The organism is Pelagibacterium luteolum, from assembly GCF_900100665.1.
GTDB lineage: Bacteria > Pseudomonadota > Alphaproteobacteria > Rhizobiales > Devosiaceae > Pelagibacterium > Pelagibacterium luteolum.
In genome coordinates this window covers 48,568-65,273 of the sequence record NZ_FNCS01000004.1, presented here as the reverse complement: position 1 = coordinate 65,273, position 16,706 = coordinate 48,568, and the positions used below count along the sequence as shown (strand labels likewise).

The following is a 16,706-nucleotide window of genomic DNA, read 5'->3' as shown; positions in this document are numbered from 1 at the left end:
GGCCGATGAAGGACAGAATGGCCATGACGACGACGACGAGGCCGACAAGGTAAATGATCGAGTTCATTTCAGTCTCCGTTGAGTAAATGCACGCGGTCCGAAGACCGCAAGTTTTTGGAAATGATGATTTAAAGAATACGGCTCGTGCTTCGCTCTTCTAGAGAACGAAGATCAGGAGCAGGATGATCAGGGGTATGGGGATACCGATCAACCAAAGCAAAATACCAGCAAACATCGCGTCTTGTTCCTTTACGCATGAACCTGTCGGTTTTCGTAAGGGGATAAGAGTCAGCGGCGGCGCTTGGTTCCAATCGGGGCTGAATTGTGGCTTAGGACAGACCGGTGGCCATCGCCACCGGTCGTTTTAGTAGTCCTGCTCGTAAAATACGCCGACCGATGTGTTGCCATCGGCGCCCGCGGCACCCCGGGCGCGCAGTTCATCGGTGATGTCGAGATCGATGGTGACGCGGCTGTTGCCCCCTGCCCCCGCTTCGACGCCGAGGTAGATATTATCATCGATGTACGCGCCGGCGCGGACGGCAGCATTGCCCTCCTGGTCGGTGACGATATCGAGATCATCGAGACCGGCAGCTTCTCTCAGCGAGCCGAGAAGCGATCCGCCACCACTTCCGCCCCCAGCCAACTCGGCTGCAGCGGCAGCGAGCTGTGCGAGTTGAAGCGCGCTCAATTCGCCGACGCCGCGATTGAAGATGAGGCGCGATAGCACTTCATCCTGGGGCAGCATGGGATTGGACGAGAAGGTCACCTCCGGCGAGGAGGCGCGACCGGCGACAGTCACGATGACGGTGATGTCGTTGCCTTGAGTGGTCGCCACGAGATTGATGAAGGGATCGAGATCGCCAATCAGGGTTACGGACCCGGATTCAAAATCGATGCGCTGTCCGAGGATCGCCAGGCGCCCGCGGATCAGCTCGAAGCTGCCGACGGGCTGGATAACGGACACATTACCTGTGAGCCGGACGGCTCCACCAACTTCGGCATCGAGCCCGCGACCACGGATAAAGATCTGGTTGGGTGCTGAGATGGTGATGTCGAGGGCGATCGGGGTCATGGGGCGTGCGGCCTCGGTGGACGCGCGCTGGTCGATGCGGGCGCGTGCCAGCGTGGCGGCGACGGCGGGTGGCGGGCTCACATGATCGACATCGAGGGGACTGCCAGAGCCGCCAAAGGCATTGGGCACGGTAATGTCGGCACGCGCGATATCGATATTGCCGCTGACGCTACCGCCATTGGCCAAGGGCCCGGTGACGGCAAGATTGCCATTGAGGGTCGCGACAACGAGATAGCCGTCGGCATAACGCGCCTCATTGAGTGCGATGCGGATATCGGAGGTGAAATTCGCATCGAGCCCCACCGTACCGGAGGCGGAGATCGATCCGCCGGTGGCGAGATTGGCCGTCAGGGCATTGATCGTGACGCGATCGCCCGCAAGGCTTGCATTGCCTGTGATGCCGACGAGACGCAGGGCCAGGCCGGGATCGATGAACTCACCGCCCGCCACAGAGACCGTGCCGCCGAATTGCGGGTTGGCGAGACTGCCGGTCACCGAGGCATTGAGCGTTGCGGTGCCGGACAATTGTGCTCCGCGGTCGGCGATAAAGCGGTTAGCGAGCGAGAGGGGAGCCGAGCCATTGATCGTGATGTTGAGGCCCGAGCCTTCGAGCGGGATGGTGCCGCTTGCTGTGGCGTTAAGGCCACCAGAGCCCGACGCGCTGGCCTGGGACAGCGTTATGCGCTGGTCCGCAAAATTGCCCTGTGCGGACAATGTAAGAGGAGCGATGCCGAAATCGGTGATCGCGGCAGCGTTGATGCCGGAGCCTTGGATGGTAAAGCTGGCGCGCGGATCGGACGCCGCGCCGGAAATTTGAGCATTGCCCGAAAGTGTGCCGGCCAGACCGAGATCGGGAACGATGGTATTGGCGATATTGAGTGGCAGCGCAGTGATGGCCAGCGCGATATCGAGATTTTCCCCGGCACTGCCCGTGGCGCTGATGCGGCCCGAGCCGACCGCCAGTTCGATGCCCGAGAAAGAGACCGTGTCACTGGCGACGGTCAATTCTGCGGGTCGCGCCAGCGACGCCGATAGCGCCCCTTGGGCAAGGCGGAAGCTGTCGAGCGCAACACGGTAACCGTCATCTATAGGTTCGAGCAGACCTGCCACGTTGATGGCGGTGCCACCGGCCAGTGCTGCTTCGCCCGAGAACCGGGTCGTGGCTTGACTGGCGTTTGCATTGAGCGCGAGCGACTGAACTTCCGTGCCGGCTGCCGCGATATTGCGGCCAGTGATCGCGCCATTGATGACCGGAACGCCAAAGAGATCGGCAACGCTTGCCTCCGCATTGGCGGCACCGATAGTGATGTCGTTGACGCTGACGCCATCGAGCGCGGCAACAATCTGGGCTGACTGTGTCTCACCCTCGCGGGAGAGGACAACATCGGCGTTGATGGCGCCCGAGGCGTCGAGAAGCGCCAGGGCAGCGGCGGTTTCGATATTTGGGGCATCGAGAACGATGCGGCCCTCGAGCAAGCCATCGGCATAACGGGTGAGATTGCCTGTCAACTCGGCACCCGGGGCGTTGAAATTGATCCCGGCCAAACGCAGGCGTTCGGGGGTGTTGTCGATTTCGCTGGCGAGCGAAACGCGGAAGCCGTCCAAAAAGGCCGAACCTGTCAGATTGCCGATCAAGCCGGTTTCGCCGCTGGTGCCTCTAAAGCCAACATTGGCGTCGCGCAGTGTGCGGCCAGCCAGCGAGCCCTGAACGATATTGGCGTCAGCTGCGAGATTGATCACCCCTTCACTACCGGTGGCCGTGCCGGTCACATCGAGCTGCCCGGAGGCATCCTCGGCGATCAGTGCGAGGTCAGCAAGGCTGGCCTCAAAGGTGAAGTCGGCTTCCCCGGTGGCAAATGTGCCATCGGCAAGAAGCGTGACCTGGTCGTTGGCGATGGAAAAGTTTTCGGCCGTGAGACCGGTTTCGGTTCGCGCGACGCGGCCCGATAGCGACATGGTGCCCGCCAGAAGCTCGTCGGCCAGCGGGTCGTCGATGCCCAGATCGCTGGCCGTGCCATCGAGGGTCAGGTCAAATCCGCGAACCAGCGGGGAAAGCGAACCATTGGCCACAAGCATGATCGCACCGGACAGATCGCGGCCCGCGAGGCCGGAAAAGGGTGCAAGCGATTCTGTCGTCAGGGAGATGTCGCCGTTAAACACCGAGTCCTCGACGAGACCTGCCATTTCGAGCGAAAGCGCTTGGGCGACGAGACGCAATTGGGCGAGCGTTACCGGATCTCCAGCTTCCCAGAGGCCGGCGACACCGAAACCTATTGTCGATCCGAGGGCCTGTTCTATTTCTTCGGAGGTAGCGGTCACGCCCTCGATGGAGCCATCGCCATTGAAGGTGACGCGGCGGGTATCGGGGTCTTCAAGGTCGGCGGCGATGCCCGACGCGTTGAGGACGAAGCTTTGTGCTCCAAAGTCGGGCGTATCAAAGCCAAGAAGTTCAAATCGTCCGGTCCACTCTTCGCTGCCGCCTGTGCCGAAATCGACGTCAAATCGCGCCCGGTCGACGCGTGTCGAAGCACCGGGAACCGGAAGGATCACCGGCTGGCCAGATGACGAGGCAATCTCACCTGAAATATCAAGACGGCTCAGGAACCCATCAGCGGTCGTTGCGGCATTGGCAAGGAGCGACAGATCACCGCCGGTCAGCCGCAGATCGGAAATTTCGAACCCGCCGGCTTCGCGCACCAGCGCCTCCAGCGAGAGCGCGGTTTCGGGACCAAAAAAGTCGACATAGGCGGCAGGAAGGATTGTCGAAAGCGGGCCGCGCAGATCAGCAATGATGGAAAGACCTTCGGCACCCTGATCGAGTGTGCCCTGACCGGTCAGGATGCGATTGCCATCGGCATCGAAAGTGAGCGCGACGTCAAGGTCGTCGATCAGCCCCGAACCTTCGAGGCCAAGGGCGATTTCCGGGCGCCCCTGAATGTCGAGCAGGTTGGCAATGATACCGTTTTGAGGCTCGACAAGGGCGAGGCCGAGATCGATCTGGCGCGTGTCGTTAGCATATTGCAGGTCGAGATCGAGAGCGCCGCCGGGTCCATCAAGGCGTTCAATATCGAGCACGGCGTCGATGGTGCCGTCATCGAGGGTCATCGATCCCGCAATGGAAATCTCCGAGCCCAGACCGAACACCTGTTCGCCAAAGCGAACTTCGGGCACCGAGAGGCTCTGCAAGATAATCGCCACGGGGAAGTCGGGCACTGAAAATCCGCCAGCTTCTGGCGCGGGGCCCGATGGCTCCTCGGTGGTGACGGGATTGCGGATATAGGCGATGGAATCGGCCGACAGCGACTGGATTTCCAGTCGGCCGAACAACAGCGCACCCTGATTCCACTGCAGGGCAGCGTTCTCCACGATCAGCCAGATGCCTTCGGTGTCGGAAATGGTGATCTGATCGATCGAGGCGTTCGAGGACAACGCTCCATTGATGCCGCTCAGCCGGATCTGGCGATCGGGTGAGGAAATCTGGTTTTCGACGAACTGGACGAGACGACCGCGCTGCTCTTCTTCATTGAGCTGGGTGGCGCGCGCCAGCATGTCCATCAGGCTTTCGCCCTCACCTTCCTGGGCCGGCACGGCGGCGGCGAGAGAAAAGACAGCGAGGACGATAGCAAACAGGCGTCTCAAAACGATTGTCCTATACCGACGTAAAGCGCGTAGTCGGGATCGCCCGAGCGCGGGTTGATCGGGATGGCGGCATCGAGCCGAAGTGGCCCAAGCGCCGTGTAGTAGCGAATGCCAACGCCGGCGCCGAGGCGCAGCTCCTCAAGGCCCGGGAAGCGGTCTGCGGCGACATAGCCGCCGTCGACGAAAGCCACGGCGCCAAAGTCGTCGTTGAACCTTACCCGGCCCTCGACCGAGCCTTCGAGCAGATAGCGCCCGCCAGTGACGTTTCCAGCCCCGTCATCGACACCGATCGAGCGGAAGCCATAGCCGCGCACCGAACCACCGCCGCCAGCAAAGAACAGCAGGTTGGGCGGGATTTCCGAAAGCGAGGGGCCGAGCAGACCGCCGCCCTTGATGCGTGCGGCGAGAACGTAATTGCCGTCGGTGCCGAAATCGAAATAGGTGCGCGCTTCGAGCGTGGCGCGTCCGATGAAGTTTTCGTATTCGAGCTCGTAGAGCGGATCGACGGTGGCTTCGATGAAAAAGCCCTCGGTCGGGTCGAGCTGGGAATCGCGGTTATCGAAGGCGCCGCGACCATAAAGCCCGACCGTCGTAAAGGTCCGGTCGCCAAAGGTCTCGTCGTTTTCGAAATAGGAATGCTGGGCCTGAAATCCTATGCCGCCCGAAATCGTGTCGGTAAACAATTGTTCGATGCCGACCCGCGCACCGATCGCGGTCTGGGTGTAGAGCGGGAGGACCGAGCGGTCGGCGCTGATCGATGCGACGAGATCGGTGTCGGGGGTATAGATGCCGGGCTTGGTGAAGGTGCCACCAAAAGCGTAATCGAACTCTTCGGTTTCGAGCGGGAAGCCGATGCCGGCGACGCGTGCATCGAGGCGCAGGCGTTCGGCCTGGCCGAAGAGATTGCGGTGCAGCCAATAGCCCTCGACGCCGAGGCCGTCGATGGTGGCCAGCGTCGCGCCAACGCCGAAGCGGCGCAGCGCCTGTTCCTGAACGATGATCTGGTAAGGCAGCAGCCCATTGGCGGGCACTTGTTCTGCCGCCTGGATGCGCAGCGACCGGAAGACATCGAGCCGCGCGAGGCGCTGCTGGGCGAGTTCGAGATCGTCAGGATCGTATTCAGCGCCCGGAACAAGGCCGGTTTGCCGCACGACGAAGGCGGGGTCCATGTTCGTGGTGCCCTCGACCCCGATGGGGCCGATCATGGCATAGGCGCCCGGATCGACAGTGATCGCCACATCGATCGTCCGCGTGGGGTGATCCGCGACCACATCGCGCGAGGCGATTGCTGCTTTGGGATAGCCCAGCTGACGCCAGGATTCGACCAGGCGCTGTTCCGCCTGCGCAACGATTGTCGCGTGGGCGATTTCGCCGGTGGCAAAGCCAATATCTTCGGGGGCCTCGACTTCGTCTTGAGGCGGAACCGGACCCGGCGCGCGGTTGGCGACGTTGAGCGCGCCAAAGGTGAATTGCGGGCCCGAATTGACGGTGACGGCGATGGTCGCAGGTTCGGGGATGTTCGCGTCGGGAGGAATAGACGAGGCTTCCCGGCCGTTGATGAGGATGGAAATCGCCCCACCATAATAGCCCAGATTGTAGAGCGCCGCGGTCATTCTGGCGTAGTCGCTGCGGGCCTTGGCGAGGAGGCCCGGCACGCCCGATGACGGTTCTTCACGGTCACCCCAGAGATTGGACGCGCCGCGCAGCGCACCATCCACCTCGCCCTCGGCCCCGGTCTCGAATGTGATGTCATATGTGCGCGGATCGGCGATCACCGCTTCGATATCTTCCTCGGACTGTGAACCGAAGAACTGAATGCCGAAAAGCTCGAACCCGAGAGCGGGGCCCGTGAGAAGCGTTCCCGCAAGAAGAAACGCCAATGATATCTTATGCTTGGGAGTTTTCACGGTTGGTACGCTACCCACTTGATCCACGCCGTGGCCCGCCTCGCGCCCCCCAGCGCTACGAACCCTTCCAATTTGACCAAAAATCTAACACGGATTTTCTTAATGGACAGCGCGCGGGTCGAGATGGGTGCCAATTTTATGGCGAGGTGTCGCATAAGCGGCACAATCACCGCGCTGTCGGTCCGAGCGAATCCAAAAGTGCAAACGTGTTGGCGATCAAATCTACCGATGGCCGGAGATCGGCGACCAGTTCGGCTTGTTCGGATGCGGTTTCGGCCGTCGGCAGAAGTGGGGTGGCGCTGGGGACGAACGTCATCCCCGCTTCGGCCCTGAGCATGGCGGTCGATACGGTGCGCACAGGAAGCGGCTCTGCATAGGCAAGGGTTGTTGCCACGTCGAAATCGGGACGCTGGGGGATCGCTTGCGGCGCACGCGGTGTTGGTGTCTGGGCCTGTGCCGCGGCAATGGCGACGAGCGCGTCGCTGGCGGGGTCGTCTCCGAGCTCGACTTCGAGCCCCAAAGGACGCGCGGGCGGAAGAAAGCCCAGCGGGGCCGTCGCTACGGCGACCTGTTCGCTCGAAATCGACGCCGTCTGGATCGTGTCGACAACTTCAGCAACCGGCGGAGGCGCTTCGGCGACGACGACTGGAGCAGATGCCGTGGGTGGCGTGGGTGCCACGGGCGTTGCCGGCCCGGGCCTTAGGCCCGTCTCTTCCAGAAGCCCCGCGTCGCGGGCGTGGTAATAATAGCCTGCCGCGTAAAGCTGGACAGCGCGGTCGTGGCTGCCATTGGCTAAAAGCCAGGCGCCGCGCAGATATTTGACGGCATAGATGAGATTGGTTTCGGCGTTGAGCAGGTCCGAAGGCTGGCCGCGGAACCCCATGGTGCGGGCCGTGGCTGGCAGAATCTGCATCAGGCCATAATAGGGGCCGTTACGAGCGGATGGATTAAATGTGCTCTCGCGATTGATGACGCGACGGACGAGTTCGAGCGGCACGTCGTAATATTGTGCGTAGAACTGGGCCAGCACTTCGATTTGCGCGCGACTGTGGCTCTGCGCATTGGCAGGCGTAATCGCCAGCCCCAGAACAAGGGCGGCAAATAGCGCAATCAGCCGTTTTGCAAGCATGAGACCCGATAGAAAAATTGACCCTAGCTGCGCCCCTTAGCACAGCGAGCCCAATAATGGGAGTGCATGTGGCAAATTCGGGGCCAGAATCGGGCGGAGCGAAATCTTTTCGCACAGCGCCAATGCTGCTAGAGCACTGGCCATGCTCAACCCCATGCCCAAAACCTTTGTCTATAATCCTCCAATCGACCCGTGGCTCGACATCATCCATGAGGACGATGACATCGTCGTTTTCAACAAGCCATCGGGCCTTTTGAGCGTACCGGGCAAGGATCCGGCGCTCGCCGACAGCCTACAAACGCGGGCCGTGGCGCGCTTTCCCGGTGCGGGAACGATCCACCGGCTCGACAAGGACACTTCGGGCATCATCGTCATGGCCAAGCACAAGGCGGCGCATGGGCATATCGGCAAGCAGTTCGAGTACCGCCAGACGACGAAATTTTATATCGCGCGGGTCTGGGGACATGTGGCGGAGGATGAAGGGCTGATCGATCTGCCGCTGGCGACCGACTGGGAGAACAAGCCGCGCCAGGAGGTCAATCACGAGCGCGGGCGCCCGAGCCAGACGCGCTGGGAAGTGATCGCGCGGGAAGACAAGGCGACGCGGCTAAAGCTCATTCCCATCACCGGGCGCACGCATCAGTTGCGGGTGCATATGAAAGAGATCGGGCATCCGATCTTGGGAGACGAGTTTTATGCGACAGGCGACGCGCTTGCGGCTGCCGACAGGCTGCAACTGCACGCGGCGGAACTTGGATTTCGGCACCCGACGGGTGGAGAGCCCGTAGTGTTTCGCTCCGAACCGCCCTTTTAAGCTCAGGTTTTGTCGCGAGATCGAACCCGCTCGATGAAATAAGCCGGTCCCTTTCGGGACCGGCTCAACGTCGCGCTGTCACTGGAGGCTAATCAAGCGACGCGACGAATATCGGCGCGGGCCTTGCGCTCGGCCCGCTCTTCAACGAGGCCCTTATGAAGGGCGACAACGGCCTTATCGAACTCGTCTTCTTCCACAAGCACCTGCAGATCGACCTTGCGCACCATGTCGGTGAGGCCGATGGGCTCGATGCCGGCTTCGGCGAGGGCGGCAATGGCACGGGGCAGGATGTTGACGCCGCGCAGATTGCGTCCGATGGCCGAGACCATGGCCAGCTTGCGCAGGGTCATCGACGCCGTCGGGAAGGCTTCGGCGAGATCGGTTTCGACGCGCTTGATCGCCTTCATCGAGCCCTTGAGATAGTGGGTGATGGTGTTGGCGTTCGAGGTCTTGGAGATGATCCAGACCTTGTGGCGCGTCAATGCTTCGAGGATCTTGGTGTCGTAGCCTTTTACGCCCACCATGTCCTGGTCATAGAACTCGAGCGCGAAAACGCCTTTGAGGCCGGTCACGATCTCGGCGCCCGGCGTCTTGGGCTCGAGGTCGCTCATGATCACGGTGCCCGGGTGATCAGGCTCGAATGCGTTGGTGACGCGCAAGGGAATGCCGGCCTGACGCAGTGATTTTGCGGCGCGCGGGTGGATGGCTTCCATGCCCATGTTCGAGAGTTGGTCTGCCACATCGTAATTGGTCTCGCCAATCACCTGCACTTTGTCCGCCCCAACGAGGCGGGGATCGGCGGACGAGAGATGGAATTCCTTATGGATGATCGCTTCGCAAGCGCCGGTCACCACGGCAACGCGCGACAGCGTCACTTCGGAATAACCGCGGTCATAGGTCTTCATCAACTGTTCGGCGCATTGCGCATAACCGGTGACGATGGGCATCTCGCTCGCGAAGTCGATCCCTGCGAACTGGCGGGCGATGTGCTCGTCGAGCGGCAGTTCGCCATCCTGGCGCCAGCCGGTGAGATCGACGAAGCGCGCGTTGACGCCGTTCTGCTTTAAGAGCAGCGCGGTGTTGAAGGCCGACTGCGCTTCACCTAGAGCCGAGAGCATTTCGCGTACGGTCAGAAGATGGGCTTCGAGCTGGAAATGACCGAAGGAGCAGAGGCGGGAAAGATCGATCAGGCATGAGCGCACGCCTTCGATTCGTTCGCGAATGAACTTGTCTGCCTGTTCGCGCGGCGCCGGGTCGGAAAAGACTTCGGCGTTTTTGGCGACCATCTTGGACGCGACGGACGACAGCGCATCGCCCCACTGCCAGCCGCTTTCGGCGCTGGCAAACAGCGCATAGACGCCGGGTTCATCGGACTTTTTGTGTTCGAGCAGCGCGTCGGTCATGCCGCCATAGGCGGACACGACGAACACGCGGTTATAGAGCGCAGAGCCCTTCCGGTCGCCGATAAGCACGGTGCGCAAGAGTTCGTGGCTGCGCGACATCGAAGTGCCACCGATTTTTTCGACTGTATGGGTCTTGGCTGTCACTATTGCCTCCGATTGTTTCGGGGTCGTCTCCGGGCCAATGATCGGCCCGGATGATGAGATGATTTATTCGATCTTGCCCGCGACGATCTCGATCGGACCTTTGGGATCGCGGCTCGAAAGGAAGGCCGGGCGGGGTTTGTTGGCCGCAAACGGCTCTTCGACCCGGTTGGACCACGCGTTATAAACAAAGAAAGCGTTGGACCGCGGGAACGGCGTGATGTTGCCGTTCGAGCCATGGATCGTGTTGCACTCGAAAAGGATCACCGTGCCGGCCTTGCCCGACGCGTATTCGATGCCGAATTTATCGGCCATCGACTTAAGTGCATCGTGGCTCGGGACACCAACATCCTGCTTTTTGAGCGAGGATTTGTGGTTGTCGTCCGGGGTCTCTCCAGCGCACGACACATAGTGCTTGTGCGAACCTGGCATCAGCATCAACGGGCCGTTGAGCGCGTCATTGTCGGTCAGAAGCACCGACGCTGAAATTGCGCGCATCTTGGGCATGCCGTCTTCGGCGTGCCAGGTCTCGAAATCGGAATGCCAGTAAAATTCCTTGCCGGTAAAGCCGGGCTTGTAGTTCAAGCGGCTCTGATGAAGATAAAGATCGTCATCGAGCAGGAATTTTACCTTGCCGGCGATCCGCTCGTCGCGGGCCATGCGGTTGAACAGGGCGCTTTCGTCTTCAAGTCGGAAAATAGTGCGCACTGCGTCCGAATCGGGTTCGGTTACCACATTATCGGCGTTGAGCCCGGCTTCGCCCGAGCGAAGACGGCGCGATTCCGCCTGGAGCTTCATTACCTCGGCGGGCGAGAAGACATTCTTGAGGATCAGGAACCCGTTCTTGTCGAACTCTTCGGTCTGGGCGCGGGTCAGCGGTGCTTCCGGGGTCCAGTTGCCCCAGAACACCGGGTCCTTGCGCTCAAGCCATGTCTCGTCCGACAGGCGGGTTGGATAGGCGTCCGATCGGGTGTGAACGGCAGAGAGTGTCATTGCTTCTCCTACTCTTTGGTTCGTGGGATAGGAGCGCCTGAAATCAGTCTCAGGCGCTTTGCTTCAGCTCGGCGGCCGGAGCGTAGGATCCGTCTTCGCGATGCACTTCGGTGCCGGTCACTGGCGGGTTGAAGCAGCAGGCCATAACCATTTCCGCGCGGGCGGTCAGACGGTGTCTGTCGTTCTTGTCGAGCGCGTACATGACGCCGGGCTTGATCTGGTGCACCGTACCTGTTTCCAGATCCTCGATTTCACCGTCACCGGAGACGCAATAAACGCTCTCGAAATGGTGCTTGTAGTGAAACTCGTGGCTGGTGCCCGGGTGGATGCGGGTGATGTGGAACGAAAAGCCCATGCCATCGCCGGCCAGAAGCAGGCGGGTGGAGTCCCAGCCATTGGAATTGACGAGGCGATCACCCTGGCGGGCGTCTTCGAGATCACGAACGATCATGATTTAGATCCTTTCTTGTATCCGGCCGCGCTTATTCAGCGGCGGCGCGGGAGATATCGGAAGCGAGAACGGCTTCGAAAGCGTCCTCGATGATGTCGAGGCCCTTGTCGAGCTGGGCCAGTTCGATGGTCAGCGGGCAGAGCACCTTGACCACTTCGTCGCGCCCACCGGAGGTCTCGATGATCAGGCCCTGCTCGAAGCACTTGGCGCAAATCTCTGCAGCGACATCGCCGTCTTCAGTGTTGATGCCCATCATCATGCCGCGACCGCGCAAGGTGAGGTCATAGCGCTTGGCGATGGCGCCGAGGCGGGTCTCAAGATGCATGCCCTTGGCTTTGACGCCATTGGCAAAAGTCTCGTCGCGCCAGAATTTTTCTAGCGCCACGCGCGCAGTGACGAACGCATGGTTGTTGCCGCGGAAGGTGCCGTTATGTTCGGCGGGCTTCCAGATGTCGTGCTCGGGCTTCAGAAGGGTCAGCGCGAAGGGCAGGCCCATACCCGAAAGCGATTTCGCCTGGGTGATAATGTCAGGGTCGAGGCCAAACTCTTCGCACGAGAAGAAAGTGCCCGTACGACCGCAGCCGGCCTGGATGTCATCGAGGATCAACAGAGCGCCATGCTTTTTGGCGATCTTTTCGATCTTTTTCAGCCACTGGGGTGATGCAGCATTCAGGCCGCCCTCACCCTGAACGGGCTCGACAAGAATAGCCGCCGGGGCATCGATGCCGCCGGAGGGGTCATCGAGCATTTGTTCGAGCATGTCGGCTGTATCGACATCGGGGCCGAAATAGCCTTCGAACGGCGCACGATGAACGCCATTGAGATCGATGCCTGCGCCACCGCGCTTCCCAGCATTGCCAGTTGCGGCAAGCGCGCCGAGGGTCATGCCGTGAAAACCGTTGGTAAAGGCAATCACATTGGTGCGGCCAGTGACTTTGCGGGCCAGCTTGATCGCAGCTTCGACGGCGTTGGCACCGGTCGGGCCTGTGAACATGAGCTTATAGTTCATGTCGCGCGGCTTTAGAATGATCGACTCATAGGCCTCGAGGAACGCCTGCTTGGCCTCGGTGAACATATCGAGCCCGTGGGTGATGCCATCGGAGGTGATGTAGTCGACCAGAGCGGCCTGCATGTCGGGGTCGTTGTGGCCATAGTTCAGCGACGAACAGCCGGCGAGGAAATCGATATATTCACGACCGTCATGGCCGAAGATCGTGGCGTTCTTGGCCTTGCCGAACAGTTTGGGAAAGCTGCGCGAATAAGACCGAACCTGGCTTTCAACGCGATCGAATGTTTCATGTGTGTTTGTCATGCCTTGTCTCCTTTGTGGGACGGCAGAATTGGGAATAAGCGGGACGCGGGCCTGCATCTTGATTCAGGCGGCGGAGCGCACGGGCAAAGCCTCGCGCTCGAATGGACCGATGGTGACAAGAAATTCGGTGTCGTGCAGGCCGGCGAAATGATCTTCGCGCTTGAAGTGCGGCTTGCGCGCCAGTTCGGCATCCAGCGTATCGGCGATCGAACCAAACAGCGCCCAGGAGGGCTTATTGTCTTTGGTGATGGTAGACTGAACCTGAGTGACCTCGGCGCAAACCTTGCGGGCGAGGACTGCATTGATCAGGCGCTTGGCCAGACCTTTGCCGCGGGCCTTTTCGGCGACGCACACCTGCCAGACGAAATAGGTGTCGGGATGTTCGGGCGGGATATAGCCCGAAACCCAACCGACAACCTCGCCATCCATTTCAGCCAACGCGCAAGTGGCGGCGAAATGGCTGCACTGCAAAAGATTGCAGTACATGGAATTGTCGTCGAGTGAGGTCGTATCCGAGATGAGCTGCCAGACCGCCGCGCCATCTTCTCGTTTTGGCGCGCGAATCGCGATCGATGAGCGCGCGTTGGTATTACCGTGGGTGACGGCTGTGAGTTTCATAGCTGGGCCTCCAGTGCTGTTCCGGGCACTTAGTTAGCTTATACGAACTAAATGTCAACCGACGGATTTTGTTCCCAATGTCGCCATATTTCATTTTAACAAGCTAAATCAGTTATTTAATGCACAATGTGATTGTTTTGTGGAGAATATAGCTGGGCGTCCTGTGGATGCTCGTTGCTAAATTTTGTTAGCAATGTCGAAACACTTGTACCATGTAGGGGCTTGGGGGACGGCAAAACCATAGGTAAAGACGATGCATGATCGATCGCTGGAGCAGGGCCGGACCGTGCAAGCCCCTACAAAAACCGCCCTCTCGGCGCTGCGCAAAATCCTGCGCAAGACCGAACTGAATTCCAAGGCGCTGATGCGCGAAACGGGTCTGACTCCGTCCCAGCTCATCTTTATGCAGATGCTCGACGATGGTGGTGAACATACCGCCGGTTCGATCGCGGCGCGTATGGGCATAACCCAAGCGACGGCCACTGCGTTGATCCATAAGCTCGAGGCCCTCGGGGTCGTCATGCGTCGCAAGGGACAGACAGATCGCCGCCAAGTTTGGCTGAGCCTGACCGAAAGTGGGCGCAAGATTCTCGAGATCGCGCCCGACGGCGCACACGCCCAGTTCCACGCGGCGTTTTCGGTTCTGGCAGAGTGGGAACAGCTCATGCTGATCGCCGCGCTCGAGCGCGTGGCAGACATGCTCGGCGCAGAAGACGAGGCTGCGGCGGTGCTGGCTGCCGACCCGATGCTGGCACCCCGGCTCGATGCAGACGGAGACGTGCCGCATTAGAATATGCGCCACGCCGCTGGCTGATCTTGCCTTTCTGGTGCCGGGGCGCTATATGGTGGCCAACAATCTCAGATCAATTGAGAGTGGGTGCCGACCGGCCCCGCTCTTTTTTATTACCAAATCGGGGGTTGCCGGTAGAAGTGGCCACCACTTCGCGCTCGGCAGCCGACCACGCAAGACCCTGGACGTATGGCTACCAACACCAAACGCTACATTCGAGAATCAGCGCTTGAAGCGCGTATCGCCGGTATCGTCGAACCGGTGGCGGAATCGCTGGGCTATGACCTCGTGCGTATCCGCGTGACCAACGAGAATGGCTGCACGCTGCAGATCATGTGCGAGGACGAGACGGGGCGCTTTGCGATCGAAGATTGCGAAAAGCTTCATGCCGATCTCAACCCGATCCTCGATCTCGAAGATCCGATCGACCGCGAGTATCACCTCGAAATCTCGTCGCCGGGCGTCGATCGCCCGCTGGTCCGGGCCCGCGATTTCATCACCTGGGCCGGACACGAGGCCAAGATCGAGCTGTCCGACATGGTTGATGGCCGCAAGCGGTTTCGCGGCGATATCGTAGGCGCTGACGACGAAACGTTTTCTATCCGCCTGCCGGACGCACCGGTCGGAACCGAACCGGTCCACACACTGCCTCTCTCGCTCCTGGCAGACGCCAAATTGTTGATGACCGACAAACTGCTCGATGCGGCGCGCAAGGCGCAGGAAGAACATCCCGACTTCGACGAAACCGACGAAGACGTCGAAACCATTTACACCGACGACACCGACGGCTCTGACGCCGACGAGCGCAACTAGGAGACGACAGAGATGGCCGTTTCAGCCAACAGACTGGAACTTTTGCAGATCGCCGATGCGGTAGCGCGCGAAAAATCCATCGACCGCATGATTGTGATCGAAGCGATGGAAGAAGCCATCCAGCGTGCCGCCAAGGCCCGTTACGGGGCCGAAACCGAAGTCAAAGCCGAGATCAATCCCAAGACTGGCGAATTGCGCTTGTGGCGTCTGCTCGAAGTCGTCGAACGCATCGAAGAATATGGTCGCCAGATTTCCTTGAAGGAAGCGCTGACCAAGAACGATGCCGCCAAGCTGGGCGACTACGTGACCGAGCCCCTGCCCCCGATCGAATTCGGTCGTATCGCTGCACAGTCCGCCAAGCAGGTTATCGTTCAGAAGGTGCGCGATGCCGAGCGCGACCGGATGTATGAAGAATATGTCGACCGCATGGGCGAGATCGTCAACGGTTCGGTCAAGCGCGTCGAATATGGCAACGTCATCGTCGATCTGGGTCGTGGCGAAGCCATCATCCGCCGCGACGAGTTGATCCCGCGCGAACAGTTCCGCTATGGCGACCGGGTCCGTGCTTATATCTATGACGTCCGTCGCGAACAGCGTGGGCCGCAGATTTTCCTCTCGCGCACCCATCCGCAGTTCATGGCAAAGCTCTTTGCCCAGGAAGTGCCGGAGATTTACGACGGCATCATCACCATCCGTTCGATCGCCCGCGATCCGGGCTCGCGCGCCAAGATTGCCGTGACCTCGTCGGATTCCTCGATCGATCCGGTCGGCGCGTGCGTGGGTATGCGCGGTAGCCGCGTGCAGGCGGTCGTTGGAGAATTGCAGGGCGAAAAGATTGATATTATCCCCTGGACGAACAATATAGCAGATCTGGTCGTTTCGGCGCTTCAGCCTGCGGACGTGGCCAAGGTGGTTCTCGACGAACAGGCCGAGCGCGTCGAAGTCGTGGTTCCCGATGAGCAGCTTTCTCTGGCCATCGGTCGCCGTGGACAGAACGTGCGGCTTGCCAGCCAGTTGATCGGCTGGGACATCGACATCCTGACCGAACAGGAAGAATCCGAGCGCCGCCAGAAGGAATTCACGGAACGCTCGACGCTGTTCATGAATGCCCTAGACGTCGACGAGATGGTCGCTCAGCTTCTGGCTTCGGAAGGCTTCTCTTCGATCGAAGAACTCGCTTACGTCGATCTGGCGGAAATCGCTTCGATCGGCGGGTTCGACGAAGAGACTGCCGGAGAAATCCAGAACCGCGCTACCGAGTTTCTCGATGCGCAGGAACGCGCCCTTGACGAAGAGCGGCAGTCGCTCGGGGTTGAAGACGCGCTCTACGACATTCCCGGCCTTTCGGCTGCGATGCTCGTGGCACTCGGAAAGGACGAGATCAAGACGGTCGAAGATTTTGCCGGTTGCGTTGCCGACGATCTGATCGGTTGGAGCGAACGCAAGGACGGGGAAACCAAGCGCTACGAAGGTACGCTTTCGGACTTCCCGCTGAGCAAGGAAGAAGCCGAGGACATGATCATGGCGGCCCGATTGAAGGCTGGCTGGATCACCGAAGCTGACATGCCCCAGGCCGAAGTTGCCGAAGACGAAGACGCTGTCGTCGAAGGCGCGGCCGAATAGG

The 16,706-nt window shown here is 60.4% G+C and carries 12 protein-coding genes; 4 read left to right on the top strand and 8 right to left on the bottom strand.

Translation table 11 applies throughout. The features are described 5' to 3' along the window. Positions 1 to 364: 364 nt before the first annotated feature. The 3 genes from BLR31_RS09050 to BLR31_RS09040 form a co-directional block, all read right to left on the bottom strand. Positions 365 to 4,711, bottom strand: coding sequence for a translocation/assembly module TamB domain-containing protein (locus BLR31_RS09050; protein WP_090595075.1), 4,347 nt, complete (start codon positions 4,709 to 4,711; stop codon positions 365 to 367). Further along, positions 4,708 to 6,591: an autotransporter assembly complex protein TamA gene (locus tag BLR31_RS09045; protein WP_244505000.1), complete on the bottom strand. Its 1,884-nt coding sequence runs from the start codon at positions 6,589 to 6,591 to the stop codon at positions 4,708 to 4,710. Before BLR31_RS09045 ends, BLR31_RS09050 begins: the two co-directional genes overlap by 4 nt. Positions 6,592 to 6,784: 193 nt before the next feature. Continuing rightward, entirely contained in the window at positions 6,785 to 7,747 is a 963-nt protein-coding gene (locus tag BLR31_RS09040) for a transglycosylase SLT domain-containing protein (RefSeq protein ID WP_090595072.1), read from the bottom strand. Between the two features lie 142 nt (positions 7,748 to 7,889). On the opposite strand from BLR31_RS09040, the gene BLR31_RS09035 reads away from it, so the two are divergent. After that, positions 7,890 to 8,561: an RluA family pseudouridine synthase gene (locus BLR31_RS09035; protein ID WP_090595069.1), complete on the top strand. Its 672-nt coding sequence runs from the start codon at positions 7,890 to 7,892 to the stop codon at positions 8,559 to 8,561. 92 nt (positions 8,562 to 8,653) lie between these two features. Here BLR31_RS09035 and BLR31_RS09030 read toward each other — a convergent pair whose 3' ends face one another. The 5 genes from BLR31_RS09030 to ectA all read right to left on the bottom strand — a co-directional run bounded on the left by BLR31_RS09030 (position 8,654) and on the right by ectA (position 13,479). Further along, positions 8,654 to 10,108 (bottom strand): aspartate kinase, encoded by a 1,455-nt coding sequence (locus BLR31_RS09030; protein ID WP_090595067.1) that lies wholly within the window; start codon positions 10,106 to 10,108, stop codon positions 8,654 to 8,656. 63 nt (positions 10,109 to 10,171) lie between these two features. After that, entirely contained in the window at positions 10,172 to 11,098 is a 927-nt protein-coding gene (thpD, locus tag BLR31_RS09025; protein WP_090595064.1) for an ectoine hydroxylase, read from the bottom strand. Between the two features lie 49 nt (positions 11,099 to 11,147). Continuing rightward, the gene (locus BLR31_RS09020) at positions 11,148 to 11,549 is read right to left on the bottom strand and encodes an ectoine synthase (RefSeq protein ID WP_090595061.1); all 402 of its coding nucleotides are present in this window, start codon (positions 11,547 to 11,549) and stop codon (positions 11,148 to 11,150) included. 31 nt (positions 11,550 to 11,580) lie between these two features. After that, positions 11,581 to 12,861, bottom strand: a complete 1,281-nt coding sequence (ectB, locus tag BLR31_RS09015; protein WP_090595058.1) for a diaminobutyrate--2-oxoglutarate transaminase — start codon at positions 12,859 to 12,861, stop codon at positions 11,581 to 11,583. Positions 12,862 to 12,924: 63 nt separating this feature from the next. Next, the gene (ectA, locus tag BLR31_RS09010) at positions 12,925 to 13,479 is read right to left on the bottom strand and encodes a diaminobutyrate acetyltransferase (protein WP_090595055.1); all 555 of its coding nucleotides are present in this window, start codon (positions 13,477 to 13,479) and stop codon (positions 12,925 to 12,927) included. 286 nt (positions 13,480 to 13,765) lie between these two features. Between ectA and BLR31_RS09005 the strand changes: the two genes are divergently transcribed. The 3 genes from BLR31_RS09005 to nusA all read left to right on the top strand — a co-directional run bounded on the left by BLR31_RS09005 (position 13,766) and on the right by nusA (position 16,705). Further along, the gene (locus BLR31_RS09005) at positions 13,766 to 14,269 is read left to right on the top strand and encodes a MarR family winged helix-turn-helix transcriptional regulator (protein ID WP_176762587.1); all 504 of its coding nucleotides are present in this window, start codon (positions 13,766 to 13,768) and stop codon (positions 14,267 to 14,269) included. Positions 14,270 to 14,458: 189 nt separating this feature from the next. Then, on the top strand, positions 14,459 to 15,082 hold the full coding sequence (gene rimP, locus BLR31_RS09000; RefSeq protein ID WP_090595050.1) for a ribosome maturation factor RimP: 624 nt from the start codon (positions 14,459 to 14,461) through the stop codon (positions 15,080 to 15,082). A 12-nt stretch (positions 15,083 to 15,094) separates the two neighbouring features. Beyond that, entirely contained in the window at positions 15,095 to 16,705 is a 1,611-nt protein-coding gene (nusA, locus tag BLR31_RS08995) for a transcription termination factor NusA (protein ID WP_090595047.1), read from the top strand. Position 16,706 lies beyond the last annotated feature (1 nt).

Excerpts from the sequence above, each read along its gene's own strand:
- BLR31_RS09040 (WP_090595072.1), bottom strand. The coding sequence starts at position 7,747 with ATGCTTGCAAAACGGCTGATTGCGCTATTTGCCGCCCTTGTTCTGGGG.
- BLR31_RS09035 (WP_090595069.1), top strand. The coding sequence starts at position 7,890 with ATGCTCAACCCCATGCCCAAAACCTTTGTCTATAATCCTCCAATCGAC.
- thpD (WP_090595064.1), bottom strand. The coding sequence starts at position 11,098 with ATGACACTCTCTGCCGTTCACACCCGATCGGACGCCTATCCAACCCGC.
- BLR31_RS09020 (WP_090595061.1), bottom strand. The coding sequence starts at position 11,549 with ATGATCGTTCGTGATCTCGAAGACGCCCGCCAGGGTGATCGCCTCGTC.
- ectB (WP_090595058.1), bottom strand. The coding sequence starts at position 12,861 with ATGACAAACACACATGAAACATTCGATCGCGTTGAAAGCCAGGTTCGG.
- ectA (WP_090595055.1), bottom strand. The coding sequence starts at position 13,479 with ATGAAACTCACAGCCGTCACCCACGGTAATACCAACGCGCGCTCATCG.
- rimP (WP_090595050.1), top strand. The coding sequence starts at position 14,459 with ATGGCTACCAACACCAAACGCTACATTCGAGAATCAGCGCTTGAAGCG.
- nusA (WP_090595047.1), top strand. The coding sequence starts at position 15,095 with ATGGCCGTTTCAGCCAACAGACTGGAACTTTTGCAGATCGCCGATGCG.